Annotated in this window: 15 protein-coding genes; 12 read left to right on the top strand and 3 right to left on the bottom strand. The window is 65.1% G+C overall.

Going from position 1 to position 17,207, the window contains the following annotated elements; all coding sequences use genetic code 11:
* Nucleotides 1-34: 34 nt before the first annotated feature.
* The 4 genes from dnaX to BLQ92_RS10010 all read left to right on the top strand — a co-directional run bounded on the left by dnaX (nt 35) and on the right by BLQ92_RS10010 (nt 5,230).
* On the top strand, nt 35-2,848 hold the full coding sequence (gene dnaX, locus BLQ92_RS10025) for a DNA polymerase III subunit gamma/tau (protein ID WP_090683885.1): 2,814 nt from the start codon (nt 35-37) through the stop codon (nt 2,846-2,848).
* A 60-nt stretch (nt 2,849-2,908) separates the two neighbouring features.
* Nucleotides 2,909-3,235 (top strand): YbaB/EbfC family nucleoid-associated protein, encoded by a 327-nt coding sequence (locus BLQ92_RS10020; RefSeq protein ID WP_090683883.1) that lies wholly within the window; start codon nt 2,909-2,911, stop codon nt 3,233-3,235.
* Nucleotides 3,236-3,284: 49 nt separating this feature from the next.
* Nucleotides 3,285-3,881 carry a recombination mediator RecR gene (gene recR / locus BLQ92_RS10015; RefSeq protein ID WP_090683881.1) on the top strand — a complete coding sequence of 199 codons (597 nt, stop codon included), beginning with the start codon at nt 3,285-3,287 and terminating at the stop codon, nt 3,879-3,881.
* A gap of 125 nt (nt 3,882-4,006) precedes the next feature.
* Nucleotides 4,007-5,230, top strand: coding sequence for a CaiB/BaiF CoA transferase family protein (locus BLQ92_RS10010; protein WP_090683879.1), 1,224 nt, complete (start codon nt 4,007-4,009; stop codon nt 5,228-5,230).
* Between the two features lie 194 nt (nt 5,231-5,424).
* Here the strand turns inward: BLQ92_RS10010 and BLQ92_RS10005 are convergent, their stop codons facing one another.
* Nucleotides 5,425-6,399, bottom strand: a complete 975-nt coding sequence (locus BLQ92_RS10005) for an NADPH:quinone oxidoreductase family protein (protein WP_090683877.1) — start codon at nt 6,397-6,399, stop codon at nt 5,425-5,427.
* A 149-nt stretch (nt 6,400-6,548) separates the two neighbouring features.
* Here BLQ92_RS10005 and surE point away from each other — a divergent pair, with 149 nt between their 5' ends.
* Genes surE through BLQ92_RS09980 form a run of 5 tightly spaced genes read left to right on the top strand, consistent with a single transcriptional unit; the run spans nt 6,549 to nt 11,074 of the window.
* Nucleotides 6,549-7,307: a 5'/3'-nucleotidase SurE gene (gene surE, locus BLQ92_RS10000; protein ID WP_090683875.1), complete on the top strand. Its 759-nt coding sequence runs from the start codon at nt 6,549-6,551 to the stop codon at nt 7,305-7,307.
* Nucleotides 7,304-8,248, top strand: a complete 945-nt coding sequence (locus BLQ92_RS09995) for a protein-L-isoaspartate(D-aspartate) O-methyltransferase (RefSeq protein WP_090683874.1) — start codon at nt 7,304-7,306, stop codon at nt 8,246-8,248. The genes surE and BLQ92_RS09995 overlap by 4 nt, the downstream gene beginning before the upstream one ends.
* A gap of 11 nt (nt 8,249-8,259) precedes the next feature.
* Nucleotides 8,260-9,186, top strand: a complete 927-nt coding sequence (locus BLQ92_RS09990) for a peptidoglycan DD-metalloendopeptidase family protein (RefSeq protein ID WP_090684056.1) — start codon at nt 8,260-8,262, stop codon at nt 9,184-9,186.
* 11 nt (nt 9,187-9,197) lie between these two features.
* A complete protein-coding gene (gene rpoS, locus BLQ92_RS09985) occupies nt 9,198-10,292 on the top strand; it encodes an RNA polymerase sigma factor RpoS (protein ID WP_090683871.1) in 1,095 nt (364 codons plus the stop codon).
* A 5-nt stretch (nt 10,293-10,297) separates the two neighbouring features.
* The gene (locus BLQ92_RS09980; RefSeq protein WP_090683870.1) at nt 10,298-11,074 is read left to right on the top strand and encodes a 3'-5' exonuclease; all 777 of its coding nucleotides are present in this window, start codon (nt 10,298-10,300) and stop codon (nt 11,072-11,074) included.
* Between the two features lie 26 nt (nt 11,075-11,100).
* On the opposite strand, the gene BLQ92_RS09975 is transcribed toward BLQ92_RS09980, so the two are convergent.
* Nucleotides 11,101-11,967 carry an endonuclease/exonuclease/phosphatase family protein gene (locus BLQ92_RS09975; RefSeq protein ID WP_090683868.1) on the bottom strand — a complete coding sequence of 289 codons (867 nt, stop codon included), beginning with the start codon at nt 11,965-11,967 and terminating at the stop codon, nt 11,101-11,103.
* A 208-nt stretch (nt 11,968-12,175) separates the two neighbouring features.
* Between BLQ92_RS09975 and rlmD the strand changes: the two genes are divergently transcribed.
* Nucleotides 12,176-13,480: a 23S rRNA (uracil(1939)-C(5))-methyltransferase RlmD gene (gene rlmD, locus BLQ92_RS09970; RefSeq protein WP_425194917.1), complete on the top strand. Its 1,305-nt coding sequence runs from the start codon at nt 12,176-12,178 to the stop codon at nt 13,478-13,480.
* Between the two features lie 135 nt (nt 13,481-13,615).
* Here the strand turns inward: rlmD and BLQ92_RS09965 are convergent, their stop codons facing one another.
* Complete coding sequence (locus BLQ92_RS09965) at nt 13,616-14,515, bottom strand: outer membrane protein assembly factor BamD (RefSeq protein WP_090683864.1); 900 nt, start codon at nt 14,513-14,515, stop codon at nt 13,616-13,618.
* A 38-nt stretch (nt 14,516-14,553) separates the two neighbouring features.
* Here BLQ92_RS09965 and BLQ92_RS09960 point away from each other — a divergent pair, with 38 nt between their 5' ends.
* Both BLQ92_RS09960 and pgeF read left to right on the top strand, forming a co-directional pair.
* Nucleotides 14,554-15,801 carry an RluA family pseudouridine synthase gene (locus BLQ92_RS09960; protein WP_090683862.1) on the top strand — a complete coding sequence of 416 codons (1,248 nt, stop codon included), beginning with the start codon at nt 14,554-14,556 and terminating at the stop codon, nt 15,799-15,801.
* Complete coding sequence (pgeF, locus tag BLQ92_RS09955; RefSeq protein WP_090683860.1) at nt 15,798-16,694, top strand: peptidoglycan editing factor PgeF; 897 nt, start codon at nt 15,798-15,800, stop codon at nt 16,692-16,694. Before BLQ92_RS09960 ends, pgeF begins: the two co-directional genes overlap by 4 nt.
* Nucleotides 16,695-17,207 lie beyond the last annotated feature (513 nt).

Genomic DNA, 17,207 nt, shown 5'->3' with positions numbered 1-17,207 from the left:
CTTGGCGCGCTATCGTTACTGATACAATTTCCTGATGACCTATCAAGTTCTCGCACGCAAATGGCGGCCGAAGGATTTCGCTTCGCTCGTCGGACAGGAGCACGTGGTGCGCGCGCTCACGCACGCGCTCGACGGCGGGCGCCTGCATCACGCCTATCTGTTCACCGGAACCCGCGGCGTCGGCAAGACGACGCTCTCGCGCATCTTTGCCAAAGCGCTCAATTGCGAAACCGGCGTGACCTCGACGCCGTGCGGCGTGTGCCGCGCGTGCCGCGAGATCGACGAAGGGCGCTTTGTCGACTATGTGGAGATGGACGCGGCGAGTAATCGCGGTGTCGACGAAATGGCCGCACTGCTGGAGCGTGCGGTTTATGCGCCGGTCGATGCGCGCTTCAAGGTCTATATGATCGACGAAGTGCACATGCTCACGAACCACGCGTTCAACGCCATGTTGAAGACGCTGGAAGAGCCGCCGCAGCACGTCAAGTTCATCCTCGCCACCACCGATCCGCAGAAGATCCCGGTCACCGTGTTGTCGCGCTGTCTGCAGTTCAACCTGAAGCAGATGCCGGCTGGGCACATCGTGTCGCATCTGGAGCACATTCTCGGCGAAGAGCACGTTCCGTTCGAGGCTCAGGCCTTGCGCTTGCTCGCACGCTCGGCCGACGGCTCGATGCGCGATGCGTTGTCGCTCACTGATCAGGCGATTGCCTATTCGGCTAACCAGGTGACCGAAGAAGCGGTGCGCGGCATGCTCGGTGCGCTCGACCAGAGTTATCTGATCCGTCTGCTCGACGCGCTTGCCGACGGCGACGGTCCGGCGGTGCTGGCGGTCGCCGACGAGATGTCGCTGCGCAGCCTGTCGTTCTCGACCGCGCTGCAGGATCTGGCGAGCTTGCTGCATCGGATCGCGTGGGCGCAGTTTGCGCCGTCGTCGGTGCTGGACGAGTGGCCGGAGGCGACCGATCTGCGGCGCTTCGCCGAGGCGCTGAGCGCCGAGCAGGTGCAGTTGTTCTATCAGATTGCGACGATTGGCCGTAGCGAGCTTGGCCTCGCGCCGGACGAATACGCCGGCTTCACGATGACGCTGTTGCGCATGCTGGCGTTTGAGCCGGCGCCGACCGGCGGTGGCGGCGGTGCAACGGGCGCGGCACGTCCGGCGGGTGCGCCGGGGGCGGGTGGTGTGAAGCGTAGCGGCGCGCCGGCTGTGGCTGCAGCGCGAGCGCTGGCGCCTATGCAAGCGCAGGCTGCTGGTGCGGGCAATGCGGCATTCGAGGTGGCCCCAACCGCGCCTGCCGCCGCCGCCTCGAGCGTCAATGCGAAGGGCGCGCCGACGCAGTCCGCCCACGCCGGGCAGGTTAGTGTCGAAACGCCTGCGACGGCGCGCGCTGAAGCGGCTGCCGAACCTGCTCAGGAAACCGGGCAGGCTGTGGATCAAATTGCCGCTCATCCGCACACGCAGGCGGGTGCCGCCGAGGTTTCGGCGCCTTGGGATATCCCGGGTGCCTCCAACGATCAAGCTGAAAGCCCTGCGGTGGCTGCTAGCGCATCGGTGCAAGCTGCGCCGAGCCGCGAGCCTGCTATCTCGACGCAGCAAGGCGCGGTAAGCGACGCGACGGAATTCGCTACTGCCGATACGCCGGCTGACCCAGCCTCTGCTTCTGCGGCAGCCCTTGAGGCTTCCGCTGCCCCTGCTGCCGCCAACGTAGCCGCGAGCGCGGCCGTAGCGGCAACTGCAGATTCGGGGCTCGCGACTGCCGCCGCAACGCCGGCCGCCAGCCCGGTTGCAAGTGCGTCGGTAACGCCTGATGTGGACGTGCCGACGGCCCCGGTTGCTGAGGCGCCAGTTGCGGCCGTATCCCGCCCGGCCGCGCCGACCGAGCCAGTCACGCCTGCCGCCCGCGAGAACGTGTCCGCCGCCCAGGCCGCTCCCATCGCCGAAGCCGCGCCGCGCCGCGCTGGCGGCGCTAGTGCCGCGCTCGACGTGTTGCGCAGCGCGGGCCTGAAAGTGTCTTCCGATCGCGGCCGTGCGCCGTCCGCCGCGCCCGCCGCTGCGGCCAAACCCGCGCCAGCCGCCGCGCCGAAGCCCGCCGCCCCGCGCGTGAACGTGCCGGTGCCGACCCCCGGTGCGCCACGCCGCGCCCAGGAAGCCGCGCCCGCGCGTGGTCCGGCCGCGCCGGCTGCGCGTAACGGAGCGCAAGGCGCGTATGGTGGACAGACCGGGGAGAGCTTGCCGCCCGTGGCGCCGTGGGACGACATGCCGCCCGACGACTACGTGCCGCTGTCGGCCGAGGACGATTACTTCGGCCCGCCTGACGACGGCTACATGCCGGTCTTCGACGTCGGCCCCGACGACGTGCGTCTGCCGGCCGCCACGCCCGCGCCGGCGCCCGTCGACACGCGCCCTCTGCCGCCTGCGATTCCGCTCGACGCCATCGGCTTCGACGGCGACTGGCCGGCACTCGCCGTGGGCCTCGCGCTCAAAGGTATTTCCTATCAGCTCGCCTTCAACAGCGAACTGATGGCGCTGGAAGGCGGCACGCTCAAACTGAACGTGCCGGTCCCGCAGTACGCCGAAGCCTCGCAGGTCGCCAAGCTCAAGGTGGCGCTCGCCGAGCGGCTCGGCAAGGAAGTCGACGTGCTGGTCGAAGTCGGGCCGGCGCGCCGCACCGCCGCGACGTTCGATGCCGCCGCCCGCGCGCAGCGCCAGAAGGACGCCGAGCGCGAGATTGGCGCCGACCCGTTCGTCCAATCGCTGATCCGCGAGTTCGGCGCGAGCATCGTGCCCGGCTCGATCCGGCCGATCGCGCCCGACGCTGCCGGCGGCCCCTCGTCAACAACCCATTGATTTGCGGCGCATCATAGCGCCACACCGTCAAATTTCACGCTATCAAGAAGGAGCACGTCCATGATGAAAGGCCAACTCGCCGGGCTGATGAAGCAGGCTCAGCAGATGCAGGAAAACATGAAGAAGATGCAGGACCAGCTCGCGCAGATCGAGGTGGAAGGGCAGTCGGGTGCGGGTCTCGTCAAGGTGACGATGACGTGCAAGAACGACGTGCGCCGCGTCTCGATCGACCCGAGCCTGCTCGCCGACGACAAGGACATGCTGGAAGACCTCGTCGCCGCTGCATTCAACGACGCTGTGCGTAAAGCCGAAGCCACCGCCCAGGAAAAGATGGGTGGCATGACCGCAGGCATGCCGCTGCCGCCGGGCTTCAAGCTGCCGTTCTAAGCGCAGAGTCACACCCAGGTCACACCCACTTCGACGCCGCCGATTCCGCATGAAACAACCCTCCGCCTTGTCGGCGCTCGTCGAAGCGCTGCGCGCGCTGCCCGGTGTCGGGCCGAAATCCGCGCAGCGCATGGCCTATCATCTGATGCAGCATGACCGCGAGGGCGCGGAAAAGCTCGGCCATTCGCTGCTGTTCGCGACCGAGCATCTGCAACATTGCGAGAAGTGCAATACCTTCACCGAGGCGCAGATTTGCGAGGTCTGCAGCGACGAGGAACGCGATCCGACGCTGCTGTGCGTCGTCGAGACGCCTGCGGACCAGATCATGCTCGAACAGACCATGACGTATCGCGGTCTGTATTTCGTGCTGATGGGGCGGCTGAGCCCGCTCGACGGCATCGGTCCGAAGGAGATCCATTTCGACCGGCTCGTGAAGCGCGCCTCCGATGGCATCGTCACGGAAGTCGTGCTCGCGACCAATTTCACCAACGAAGGCGAAGCGACGGCGCACTACCTCGGGCAGACGCTCAAGGCTCGCGGGCTAGCCGTGACGCGCCTCGCACGCGGCGTGCCGGTAGGCGGCGAACTCGAGTATGTGGACGCCGGCACGATTGCCCGCGCCATGCTCGACCGGCGCTCGCTGTAGCGCGGAGCGCGACGCAGCGGGCAGGCACCGCAACCCGCGCTGCACGCAGCATCTGCGCCACCCGTTCAAGCCGTGAACCCGGCACGATCCGCAAGCACGCGCTTCGCACAGAATGAGGACAGACCATGAGCGCACCCCCTGACGCGACACGTCCTACCGGCCCGCTCGCGGGCGTGAAGGTGCTCGAACTCGGCACGCTGATCGCCGGCCCGTTCGCGGCGCGCTTTCTCGGCGAGTTCGGCGCCGACGTGATCAAGATCGAGGACCCGAAGGGCGGCGATCCGCTGCGCAAGTGGCGCAAGCTGTATCCGGAAGTCGGCGGCACCTCGCTCTGGTGGGCCGTGCAGGCCCGCAACAAGCGCTCCGTGACGATCAACCTGAAAGCCGAAGAGGGCAAGGAGATCGTGCGGCGGCTGGCGAAAGAAGCCGACATCGTGGTCGAGAATTTCCGCCCCGGGTTGCTCGAGAAGCTCGGCCTTGGCTACGACGTGCTGTCGGCCGAAAACCCCGGCCTTGTGATGGTGCGCCTGTCCGGCTATGGGCAGACCGGACCGTATCGCGACCGCCCGGGCTTCGGCGCGATTGCCGAATCGATGGGCGGGCTGCGCCACATCACTGGCTACCCGGATTTGCCGCCGCCGCGCATCGGCATTTCGATCGGCGATTCGATTGCCGCGCTGCATGGTGTGATCGGCGCGCTGATGGCGCTGCATCACCGGCAGGTGAACGGCGGCAAAGGGCAGGTGGTCGATGTCGCTCTTTACGAAGCCGTCTTCAACATGATGGAGAGCGTGGTGCCCGAGTACGGCGTCTACGGCATGGTGCGCGAGCGCACCGGCGCGTCGCTGCCGGGCATCGTGCCGTCCAACACGTATCCGTGCCGCGACGGCAGCATCGTGATCGGCGGCAATAGCGATCCGATTTTCAAGCGTCTGATGCTCGCCATCGAACGCGAAGATCTCGCCAACGATCCCTCGCTTGCGCATAACGACGGCCGGGTGCCGCGCACCCTGGAAATCGACGCTGCGATTGCTACGTGGCTGGCCACCCGCACGATCGACGAGGCGCTCGACGTCCTGAATGCCGCTGATGTGCCGGTGGGCCGTATCTATAGCGTGGCGGATATGTTCACCGATCCGCAGTTCATGGCGCGACAGATGATCCAGCGCTTCAAATGGCAGGACGGCAAGGAAATTACCTTGCCGTCGGTTACGCCGAAGCTTTCCGAGACGCCCGGCGAAACGCGCTGGCTGGGCCCGGAGTTAGGCGAGCACACAGATGAGGTCTTGCGCTCGCTCGGCTATGACGACGAGCAGATTGCCAGCTTGCACGCGCAGCAGATTGTCTGAGAGCGCGAGCGAACAAGAACGGCGTGCGCTCAAACGAGCGCACGCCGTTTTCCGTTTCCGCGCGCAAAAGCCAACGAGCCAGCGGTCTCTCAAGCCCAGAGCCACGGAGCCCAGAGCCACGGAGCCACCGCGCCATCGAGCCACTGCGCCATCGAGGCACCGAGGCCTCAGGTCACAGGCCACCACACACCACCCTACGGCGTAATCACCACCTTGCCGACCACGCGGCGCTCGGCCATCTCCCGCAGCGCTCGCCCGGTTTCCTCGAGCGGATACTGCGCCGAGACGTACGGCCGCAGCTTGCCTTCGCTAATCCATCCGGTCATTTGCTTGAACGCCGCCGCATTGTGTTGCGGCTCGCGCTTGGCGAAATCGCCCCAGAACACGCCGACGAGACTCGCGCCTTTGAGCAGCGTCAGATTGAGCGGCAATTTGGGAATCTCGCCGTTCGCAAAGCCCACCACGAGATAACGGCCGCGCCAGCCAATACTGCGGAACGCCGGCTCGGCGTAGATCCCACCGACCGGGTCATAGATCACGTCCGGACCCTTGCCGTCGGTCAACGCCTTGATGCGTTCGCGCAGGTCTTCGGTGCTGTAGTTGATGGTCGCGTCGGCGCCGTGCTTCACGCAGATGGCGAGTTTTTCTGCGGAAGAGGCCGCGGCGATGACGCGCGCCCCAAGCGCTTTACCGATTTCCACTGCCGCGAGTCCAACGCCGCCGGCCGCACCCAGCACCAGCATGGTCTCGCCCGCTTTTAGCGCGCCGCGATCGACCACCGCGTGGTGCGATGTCCCATATGCGAGCGTGAAGGCCGCCGCGACCGAAAAGTCGAAACCCTCGGCGAGCGGCACACAGGCAACCGCGGGCGCGATAGCCTGCTCGGCGAACCCGCCCTGACCGGTGAACGCCACGACCCGCGCACCCGGCTGAAACTGCGTCACTCCGGCGCCGACCGCGCGCACCACGCCAGCCACTTCCGAGCCCGGCGTAAACGGCAGCGGCGGCTTGAACTGGTATTTATTCTCGATGATCAACACGTCGGGAAAATTGACGCTGGCCGCCTTGACGTCGATGACGACTTCGCCAGCCTGCGGCGTGAGGTCGGGTAAATCGACGAGCGCGAGGCTCTCCGGCGGGCCGTACTGGTTGCAGCGAATCGCGCGCATTTTGTCTCCATTTTGGTCGGGGTTCGGCAAGCTATTCTGAAGTGTAAATCAAGCCGAACGACCGTGCGTTTTTGTCGCGTAGCACACGGCTGATTCGCGATGCCCTGGCTGTCGTTCGCGCGTCTTCTTTCCTCGGTTACAATCGCCGGATGCGAATCCTACTCAGCAACGACGACGGTTATCTGGCGCCAGGCCTCGCTGCGCTTTATGAAGCGCTCAAGGCATTTGCCGATGTCACGGTGATGGCGCCCGAGCAGAACTGCAGCGGCGCCTCGAACTCATTGACGCTCTCGCGGCCGTTATCGGTGCTGCGCTCGTCGACGGGGTTCTATTACGTGAATGGCACGCCAACCGATTCCGTACACATCGCCCTGACCGGCATGCTGGACCACACGCCCGATCTGGTCGTCTCCGGCATCAACAACGGCCAGAACATGGGTGAGGACACGCTTTACTCAGGCACGGTCGCCGCGGCCACCGAAGGCATCATGTTCGGTGTGCCCGCGATTGCGTTTTCGCTGGTCGACAAGGACTGGGGGCATCTCGATGCCGCGACGCGTGTCGCCGCGGAAATCGTCGGCCATTATCTCGAGCATCCGCTGCCCGGGACCCCGTTGCTGAACGTCAATATTCCCAATCTGCCCTACGAGCAGATCGGCGACTGGCGCATTACCCGTCTCGGCAAGCGGCATCCGTCGCAGCCGGTGATCCGCCAGACCAACCCGCGCGGCGAGCCGATCTACTGGATCGGCCCGTCCGGCGCTGCGCGCGATGCGAGCGAGGGCACAGACTTCCATGCTGTCGCCAACGGCCACGTGTCGATCACGCCGCTGCAACTCGATCTGACCCATACCGACATGTTGCCCGCGGCGCGCGATTGGCTACGCGCCGGGAGCGGCGCTTCATGACCAACGAGCGCGCAAAGCGCTTTCCGCTTGGTCTCGAGGATCTGGTGCGCGAGCCACGCCGGCCCGAAGGGCGTCCCGGCGAGGTGCGCGCGGCGAATCTCGCCGCCGCCACCGAGTCGCGTGCAAGCGGGGCGCGGGCAAAGACGCCGGCATCTGCCGTCAACAAAGCGGGCCCGACCTTGGCCGCCGCATCGCCCGGCAACCGCCCCGCACCCAAGCCTCTTGCGACGCGTCCGAGCGCGAGGCCTGCCGAACGCAGCGCCGCGCCCAATGTGCCGTTGAACGGCGCGCTTGCGCTGACTTCGGAACGGGTTCGCGAACGCATGGTCGAACGCCTGCGGGCAAACGGCATTACCGATCAGCGCGTGGTGCATGCGATGTCGGTGGTGCCGCGCCATATGTTCGTGGATCCGGGACTCGCCACCCAGGCCTATGAGGACGCGGCCTTGCCGATCGGTCATCACCAGACCATCTCCAAGCCTTCGGTGGTGGCCCGGATGATCGAGCTTGCCGCAGCCGGCCGCACGCTGACGAACGTGCTGGAGATCGGCACCGGCTGCGGGTATCAGGCGGCGGTGCTGAGCCAGGTCGCACGCGATGTTTATTCGATTGAACGCATCAAACCGCTTTACGAGCGCGCCAAGACAAACTTGCGTCCGCTGCGCATTCCGAACATCCGGCTGCACTACGGTGATGGCCGCATCGGTTTGCCGGCGGCGGCGCCGTTCGACGCGATCGTGATCGCCGCGGCCGGACTCGATGTGCCGCAGGCCTTGCTCGAGCAGCTTGCCATCGGCGGGCGCCTCGTCGCGCCGGTCGGCACGCAGGACGGCCAGACGCAGCAGGTACTCACGCTCGTCGAGCGCACCGGACCGGCGCAGTGGCGCGAGTCGCGGCTTGATCGCGTTTTCTTTGTACCCTTAAAATCCGGAGTGATCTGAAACCGATGACCATGAGTAAGTTGCGCGCGATGCAAAAAACCAGCCTGAATGTCCACCTGACCGTAGCCCAGCGTAGCGTGTGCGTGGTCGCGCTCTCCCTGTTGACGGCCTGTGCGACACGGCTCGATAACGCGCCGGTCGTCGATAAATCCGGCGATCTCGGCACCCAGGCCGCGCAGCCGGCGGCACCCGTGCCGCTCGGCCCGCCGCCTCCGGGCTATTACCGGGTGAAACCGGGCGATACGCTGTACCGCATCGCGCTGGAGAACGGCCAGAACTATCGCGACATCGCGACGTGGAACAACCTGACCAACCCGAACCAGATCGAAGTCGATCAGTTGCTGCGCGTGGCGCCGCCGGGCGCCAACGTCGCGGCGCTGACGCCGGGCGTGGCCACTGCGCCAGTTGTCGGCGGTGCTGTGCAAACGGCGCCGCTCGGCGGCTCGCCGGCTCCGGCCCCGGGCGGTGCGGCTGGTGTGGCCTCGGTGCCGCCGGTCTACGGCGCGGGTTCGAGCGCCACCACGATCCCGCCGCAAACCGGCGCCAGCGACACGAGCGCGGCACCCGCCAGCAACCTCGCGTTCGCATGGCCGGTGCGTGGTCCGATCCTCGGCACGTTCGACGATTCGAGCAACAAGGGCGTCAATATCGGCGGGGCTGCCGGCGATCCGGTGAAAGCGGCTGCCGATGGTCGCGTCGTTTATGCTGGAAATGGGCTGCGCGGTTACGGCAATCTCATTATCATCAAGCATGATGCAACTTATCTGACGGCGTATGCACATAACCGCGCTTTGATGGTAAAAGAGGGAGACGCGGTGACCAAGGGGCAGAAGATCGCCGAAATGGGCAATAGCGATTCGGACCGTGTGATGTTGCATTTCGAAGTTCGCCGGCAGGGTAAACCTGTCGACCCACTGAAGTATTTGCCGCCGCAATAAGCGATACGACCATGCCGAAATCGAAGCGCCGCCCGCCGCAAGCCGAGTCTGAGAAGATCAGCCGCGCCACGCATGTCACGGTGGAGGACGGCGGTGCTTCGGAGATCGAAGACGATAGCGTCGACGATCTCGACAACGCACGCGACATCGACGAGCGCCAAAGCGGTGCAGAAGAGGGCGGCGAAGCGCGCGAAGGCGTGGCCGATGCGGTGCCCGACGCCGACGATTTCCGTGCGCTGCTGCAGGCCGAACTGACCGCTGACACGATTCAGCACTACCTGAACCGGATCAGCGTCAAGCCGCTGTTGACGGTGGAAGAAGAGCAGCGTTATTCGCGGCTCGCCAAGGCCGGCGAATTCGAAGCGAGGCAAGTGATGATCGAGCGCAATCTGCGTCTCGTCGTCAGTATCGCGAAAGGTTATCTGAATCGTGGCGTGCCGCTGCTCGATCTGATCGAAGAGGGCAACCTCGGCTTGATGCACGCCATCGAGAAATTCGATCCTACGCGCGGCTTCCGCTTTTCCACGTACGCCACCTGGTGGATCCGTCAGAGCATCGAGCGCGCCATCATGAACCAGGCGCGCACCGTGCGCCTGCCGGTGCACGTGATTCGCGAACTCAACCAGGTGTTGCGCGCCAAGCGCCATCTGGAAAAGAACTCGATGAACTCCGGCGAAGCGGCCGACCGCCGCGACGCCAGCATCGACGACATCGCCTACCTGACCGGCAAGACGACCGACGAAGTCACGGACATCCTCGCGTTGAACGAGCACACGGCATCGCTCGACGCACCGCTCGATCTCGATCCGGCGAGCAGCCTGCTCGACTTGCTGTCCGACGACCAGAGCCAGTCGCCGGATGCCGAGGTGCAGCACCGCGAGCTGGAAACGCTGACGCGCGCGTGGCTTGCCCGCCTGTCCGACAAGCACCGCCACGTGATCGAGCGCCGCTTCGGCCTCAATCATATCGAGCCGGCCACGCTCGAAGAGCTGGCCGATGAAATGGGCCTCACGCGCGAGCGTGTGCGCCAGATCCAGCAGGAAGCACTGGTTCGCCTGAAGCGCTTCTTTGCCTCCAACGGTGTGCGCAAGGACGCCGTTTTATAAAACCGATGACACCGATTCTTGTTTTCGACATCGAGACGATTCCCGATGTCGCCGGCATTCGCCGCCTCGATGATTTGCCTGCCACGCTCACTGACACCGAAGTCGCCGAGCACGCCTTTGCCGCGCGCCGCGAAAAGACCGGCAGCGATTTCCTGCCGCATCACCTGCAACGGATCGCGGCGATCTCCTGTGTGTTTCGCGACAACAACGGCTTTCGGGTGCGCTCGCTCGGCACGCTGGAAGACGGCGAAGCGGCGCTGGTGCAGTCGTTCTACCGGGTGATCGAGAAGTACACACCGCAACTGGTGTCGTGGAACGGCGGCGGCTTCGATTTGCCGGTGCTGAACTACCGCGCGCTGGTCAACGGGATTCCGGCGAGCCGCTTCTGGGACCTGGGTGAGGACGACCGCGAGTTCAAGTGGAACAACTACATCAGCCGCTACCACGCGCGCCACACGGACCTGATGGACGTGCTGGCAATGTATCAGGCGCGCGCGAACGCGCCGCTCGATGCGCTCGCCAAGCTATGCGGTTTTCCCGGCAAGCTCGGCATGGACGGCGGCCAGGTGTGGCATGCGTTCCAGGCAGGCAAGATCGAGGAAATTCGCAATTACTGCGAGACCGACGTGGTCAACACGTACCTGCTGTATTGCCGCTTTCAGTTGATGCGCGGCGGCTTTTCCCCTGAGGAATACGCAGACGAAATCGCACTGGTGAAAAGCTCGCTCGCGCAGGAGCCGGCGGCGCATTGGGCCGAGTATCTGACGGCCTTCGACAAGTAGCCGGCGCTTATCGTTTTTCGCTGTCTTTAATCCAGCTCCAGCAGGATCGGTTGATGATCCGATGCCTGCGTCATACCGTCGATCTCGCAGCGGCGCAGCCGGCCGCGCAGATCCTCGGTGACGAAGACGAAATCACAGGTCAGCGGGCCGGATGACCACTGCACCTTGTCGTAAACCCCAGCCGTCGGCGGAGGCGTTTCGCCCGGATGCAGTGTTATCCACGTGTCGATGAAAGCAGGGCTGCCCGGCAGCGGCTCCAGCATCCGCTGATAGGCCTCGCTCCCAAACGCGCTGTTGAAATCGCCGCAGACGATCGCACTGGCCGGCCGGGAGGTGTCCGTGAACGGCCCCTCGGCGTTTTCCGCTTGTGCTGGATGCGCAGCATGGCCCGCCGCCTCCTGTTGCAGTCTGCGTAGCGCGTCGACTTGCGCCAGCCGCTGGGTCAGCGAATAGAACTCCAGATGCGTCACCAGCACCCGCAGCGGGCCGCCCGGTGCTTGCAGCATCACTTCCAGCGCCGCGCGTTGCATCGACGGCGCAGCCGGGTCGGCGGGCCACGGTAGCGCGTGGCGGGTGACGCGTTCGACTGGCAGGCGCGTCGCCAGCGCATTGCCGAACTGTCGGCGGTGCAGGCCCGCAGCCTTGCTAGATGCGGGCGGCGGAAGATCGGCGCCGATCGCCTCGAATACACTAAAGCCGGGCAGGGCCGCCGCCAGTTCGGCGAACTGATCGTCGCCCGGATGCCCCGGCAGCGCGCCGAAGCCGCGCGTGACTTCCTGCAGGCACAGCACGTCGAAGTCGACCAGGCGGCGCGCCTCGGCGAGCGTGCGCGCGAGGTCCACCTCGCCCGCGGCGTTGCGTCCCCACTGGACATTCCAGTTCATCAGTCGCATCGTCAAATCTCCGTCGCCGGTTGTGGTTCGTCTACAATCTCGCCTTCCCCCACAGTCTGTCAGGAAGCCGCAGGTGTCTCAGATTGCCCCCAATCGTGCCTCGAACCGCTCGTCCAGAGGCAAGAAAAAAGCGTCCGCCGGAGCCGGTGCGTCCAACGCGTCCGCCGTGCCTGTTATAGCCCCGATTCTCGAAGTCGAATCGCTCGACATGGAAGCGCGCGGCGTAGGCCGGACCGTCAACGAAGACGGCACGCCGGGCAAGGTGATTTTCGTCGAGGGCGCGTTGCCCGGCGAGCGTGTCACCTATTTGAGCTATCGCAGGAAGCCGAGTTTCGAACAGGCGGAAGTGGTCGATGTGCTGCGCGAGAGCGTGATCCGCACCAAGCCGCAGTGCCAGTTCTTCGGCACCTGCGGCGGCTGCTCGATGCAGCATCTCGACGTGAGGGCGCAGATCGCCGTCAAGCAACGCGTGCTCGAGGACAATCTGGCGCATCTGGCCAAGCTGCGGCCGGAGACCGTGTACAGGCCGATTCACGGCCCGTCATGGGGTTATCGCTACCGGGCGCGTCTCACCGTGCGCTACGTGGCCAAGAAAGGCGGTGTGCTGGTAGGGTTCCACGAGCGCAAGAGTAGCTTTATTGCCGACATGACCACATGCGAGGTGCTGCCGCCGCACGTCTCGGCGATGCTGGTGCCGCTGCGCCGGCTGGTCGAGGGGTTGTCGATTCGTGAGCGCATGCCGCAGATCGAACTCGCGGTCGGCTCGACGGTGACGGCGCTGGTGCTGCGCATTCTGGAGCCGATCAATGCAGCCGACGAGCAACTGCTGCGCGAGTTCGCCGATGCGCACAATGTGCAGTTCTGGCTGCAGCCGCAGGGACCGGATTCGGTGGCGCCGTTCTATCCGCTCGACGCCCGCCTGGACTACACGCTGCCGGAATACAACATCCGCATGCCGTTCAAGCCGACCGACTTCACCCAGGTCAATCACCAGATCAACCGCGTGCTGGTGGGCCGCGCGCTGCGCCTGCTGGCGCCCTCGCGCACTGATCGCGTGCTGGATCTGTTTTGCGGCATCGGCAACTTCACGTTGCCGCTCGCGCGGATCTCGCAGGAAGTCGTGGGTATCGAGGGCAGCGAGGTCCTGACCACGCGCGCGCTCGCGAACGCCGAGGAAAACGGTGTGGCGGGGCACACGTCGTTCGCCTGCCGGAACCTGTTCGAGGTCACCGCCGACGATATGCGCGCGCTCGGCCACTTCGAGAAATTCCTCATCGACCCGCCGCGCGAAGGCGCCTTGGCGGTGTCGAAGGCGCTCGCCGAGATTGCCCAAAGCGGCGACGGCCCGCTGCCCAAACGCATCGTCTACGTGTCCTGCAATCCGTCGACGCTCGCGCGCGATGCAGGTTTGCTGGTCCACGAAGCCGGCTACCGGCTCAAGGGGGCGGGCGTGGTCAATATGTTCCCGCACACCTCGCATGTGGAGTCGATTGCGCTGTTCGAGCGCGATTGACCGGGTGACTGGCTGACGGCTCTGCGGCCGTCAGTCGCACGCACGCCTGCGCACGAACGCCGCACAAACCGCTGCACAAACAAAAACGCCACGATTTTCAGGATCGTGGCGTTTTTTGTTTGTCAGGCGTGAGGCTTAGAACTGCCACCACGACTTTTGCTGACCCGGCCGGGCGTGACCGGTGATGTACGGGCTATCCGGGAAGGTGCCGGCCAGCACGCGCTTCGTATCGTCAGCCAGTTGCGGCTGATTCAGTTTCTGATACGAGAGCATCATGATGTGCAGTGCGTCTTCGATAGCCGGCGCATTGCGGTAATCCTTGATGGCGAGCTGCGCGCGGTTGATGGCCGCAACGTACGCGCCACGGCGGTAGTAGTAGTCCGCTGCGTGGACTTCGTGCGACGCCAGGGCGTTCACGATATAGCGCATGCGTTGTGCCGAATCCGGTGCGTACTTGCTGTTCGGATATTTGTCGACCACCACCTTGAACGCGTCATACGATTCGCGCAGCGACTTCGGATCGCGCTCGCTCATGTCCTGGCCGGAGAAGCGGCCGAACAGACCGAGGTCGTCGTTGAAGTTGATCATGCCCTTCAGGTAGTACGCGTAGGCAATATCAGGATGACCCGGGTGCAACTGGATGAAGCGGTCGATAGCCTGGTTGGCGGCGTCGTTTTCGCTGTCTTTCCAGTTACAGTAGGCGACGTTGATCTGCGCTTGCTGGGCAAAGTGGCCGAACGGATCACGCCCCTCAAGCATCTCGAAATATTTCGCGCACTTACCCCAGTCGCCACCGGACAGGGCATCCTGCGCCTCCGTATATAATTTGTTGTTCGCCCAGGTTGCCGTCTCATCAGTCTTTTCCGGCAGACCATGACAGGCCGCCACAACCGCGACGGCCGCGAGACAGGCAAAATAGCGCGCCACTCGGGCGGCGCTGCTTCGGGCTGATGCCCGGGCGGCCGTCTGCAGGGCCGCTGTCTTTAGGGCCGCCGTCTTTTGGGCCAATTCGGTAATGATATTCAAGGCTCGCATTTTCCAGTCTAGCTTTACGTCCAGGTGACCCAGACTCAATGACCCGTTCAAATAATCCGGTTCCCGCTACTGGTACCCGGAATAGCAACAAAGATTATAGCCCAAGCGCTGACCCCTCCGACGCGTTGGGTAGTGATTCGTTAGACGACGATCTCGACGGCGACGCGCTCGCGCCCGAAGAGGCCGCGAGCGAGGTGCCGACCGTGGCCAGCAAAGCCGTGGACAACACGCCGCGCGTGGTGATCGTGCCCGACGAAATGGCCGGCGAGCGGCTCGACAAGGTGCTTGCCAAGGTGTTCCCCGAATTCTCCCGGAACCGGCTGCAAGGCTGGATCGAGGAGGAGCGCGTGCGGGTGGATGGCGTGCCCGCAAAGATTCGCCAGCCGGTGCCGCTTGGCGCGAGCATCGAGCTCGTGCCGGATCTGCTGCCCGAGCAGCTCGCGTTTACGCCAGAGCCTGTGCCTCTCGACGTCGTCTACGAGGACGACACGCTCGTCGTGATCAACAAGCCCGCCGGCATGGTGGTGCATCCCGCCGCGGGCAACTGGAGCGGCACCGTGCTGAACGGCCTGCTGCATCGCTATGGCGAGGCGGCCTCCGGCTTGCCGCGCGCCGGCATCGTGCACCGGCTCGACAAGGAAACCTCCGGGCTGATGGTGGTGGCGCGCACCCTCGAGGCGCAGACCGACCTCGTGCGGCAATTGCAGGCCCGCACCGTCAAGCGCCGCTATCTGGCGCTGGTATGGGGCACCATGCCGGACGAGGGCACGATCGATGCGCCGATCGGCCGCGATCCGCGCGAGCGCACCCGCATGGCGGTCGTCACGAGTGCATCGGGCAAACCCGCGCGCACGCACTTCCGGCGTGTCGATACGGCGATCTGGCAGCGCCAGCCGGTCTCGGCGATCCACTGCGACCTGGAAACGGGGCGCACTCACCAGATTCGCGTGCATTGCGCGCACATCGGTCATCCGCTGCTGGGCGACCCGGTCTATGGACGCGCGCGCGGCAAGCGTTCGGTCACGCCGCTGCCGGACGGTTTCGCCCGCCAGGCGCTGCATGCATGGCGCCTTGGCCTGATTCACCCGCAGACCGGCCGCGAGATGCAATGGCGCGCCGAGGTGCCGGAAGACATGGCAGCGTTGTCGGCTGCGCTTGGACTCGGTCGTGACGATGAAGGCGAGTTCGATGAGTCGTATTACGAAGATGAGGAAGCGGAAGGTTACGAAGCGTCTTTCGATGAGGGGCTCGATGCTGAAGACGACGATGAGGATGACCGCGCATGACGCAGCCTGAATCGAGCCGGCCCGAAGCGGCGTTGCATGGGTCCGCCCAGGATGAGTCCACGGTGCCTGCGCTGACGCTCGCCGATGTGCTGCAACCCGGCTGGCAGGTCGCGCCACGGGTGCGCGCGCTGGTGACCACGCGCAACGGCGGCGTAAGCTTGCCGCCGTACGGCCGCTGGCGCGATGGCGCCGATCAGCCGGGCGGCCTGAACCTTGGCCGGCTGGCCGGTGACGACCCGGTTTGCGTCGAGCAGAACCGCGCACGTCTGATGGCTTTGACGGGTGGCGCCGAGGCGGCATGGCTCGAGCAGGTCCACGGCGCGGGGGTTGTCGATGCGCACGAAGTGCTGATGCGAGCCCGGGAGGGCGCGCCGCTCGTGCGCGCCGATGCCAGTGTGACCAACCGGCCGGGCACGATCTGCGTGGTGATGATCGCCGACTGCATGCCGGTTCTTTTGTGCGACGCCGAGGGCCGCGCGGTGGGCGCCGCGCATGCGGGATGGCGCGGCCTCGCAGCGGGTGTCGTCGAGAAGACCGCGCAGCGCGTGGCCGAACTCGCCGGCACGCAAGCCGGCTCCTTGCGCGCGTACCTTGGGCCGTCCATCGGAGCGCAGACCTTCGAGGTCGGTTCAGACGTGCGTGACGCCTTCATGAATGGCGTCGACGCTGCACAACGTGAAGCCACTGCGCAAGCATTCGTGCCACGGCCCGATGCGCCGGGTAAATATCTCGCCGATCTTCCCGCGCTGGCGCGTTTGCGCTTGCAGCGCCTCGGCGTGACGGAGATTAGCGGCGGTGACGCATGTACGGTGACTGAGCGCGAACGCTTTTATTCGTACCGGCGTGATCGCGTGACGGGCCGCATGGCTGCAATGATCTGGCTCGCAGACTAACGGGCGGCCCTGCGCGCACCGCTGCCGCCCAGAGCACGCACGGCGCATAAGGGTTTGTTCGGGGGCGCAGCGGGCATTTTTGTTGCGCCGCCAAAGCGCATGCGCCCAATGCAGCAGACTGAATCGGAAGCATCGAGAATCGGCCCGATTCGTCACGTTAAATCCAGAAAAGGCCCTGTAATATGGGCCTTTTACGTTTCTTGCCCATTCGTTCAAGCTCATCTCAATAGCGCGATGAAATACATGGGGAAAACGATAATTAAAAAACTATCGCACTGCGGCAAAATCGGGAACAAGCATTGACATGCCTTGCGATGGGGAGCAAGAATGTCCCCCACACACGGGACAGGGCGTGACGAGGTCGCGAGCAATCGCCCACGTGCGCTGGAAACCTGCCTCTCAACCGTCCGTCAGGACTCACCGGTCAAAAGCAGGTATGGCAGCATCTCAACATTCCTCGACTTCCTCAAGCACGGACTCCACGACGGAGCGTACCCAGCAGCAGGCCGGTGC

The sequence above is a fragment of the Paraburkholderia phenazinium genome (genome assembly GCF_900100735.1).
GTDB lineage: Bacteria > Pseudomonadota > Gammaproteobacteria > Burkholderiales > Burkholderiaceae > Paraburkholderia > Paraburkholderia phenazinia.
This window is presented reverse-complemented; position numbering and strand designations above follow the sequence as displayed.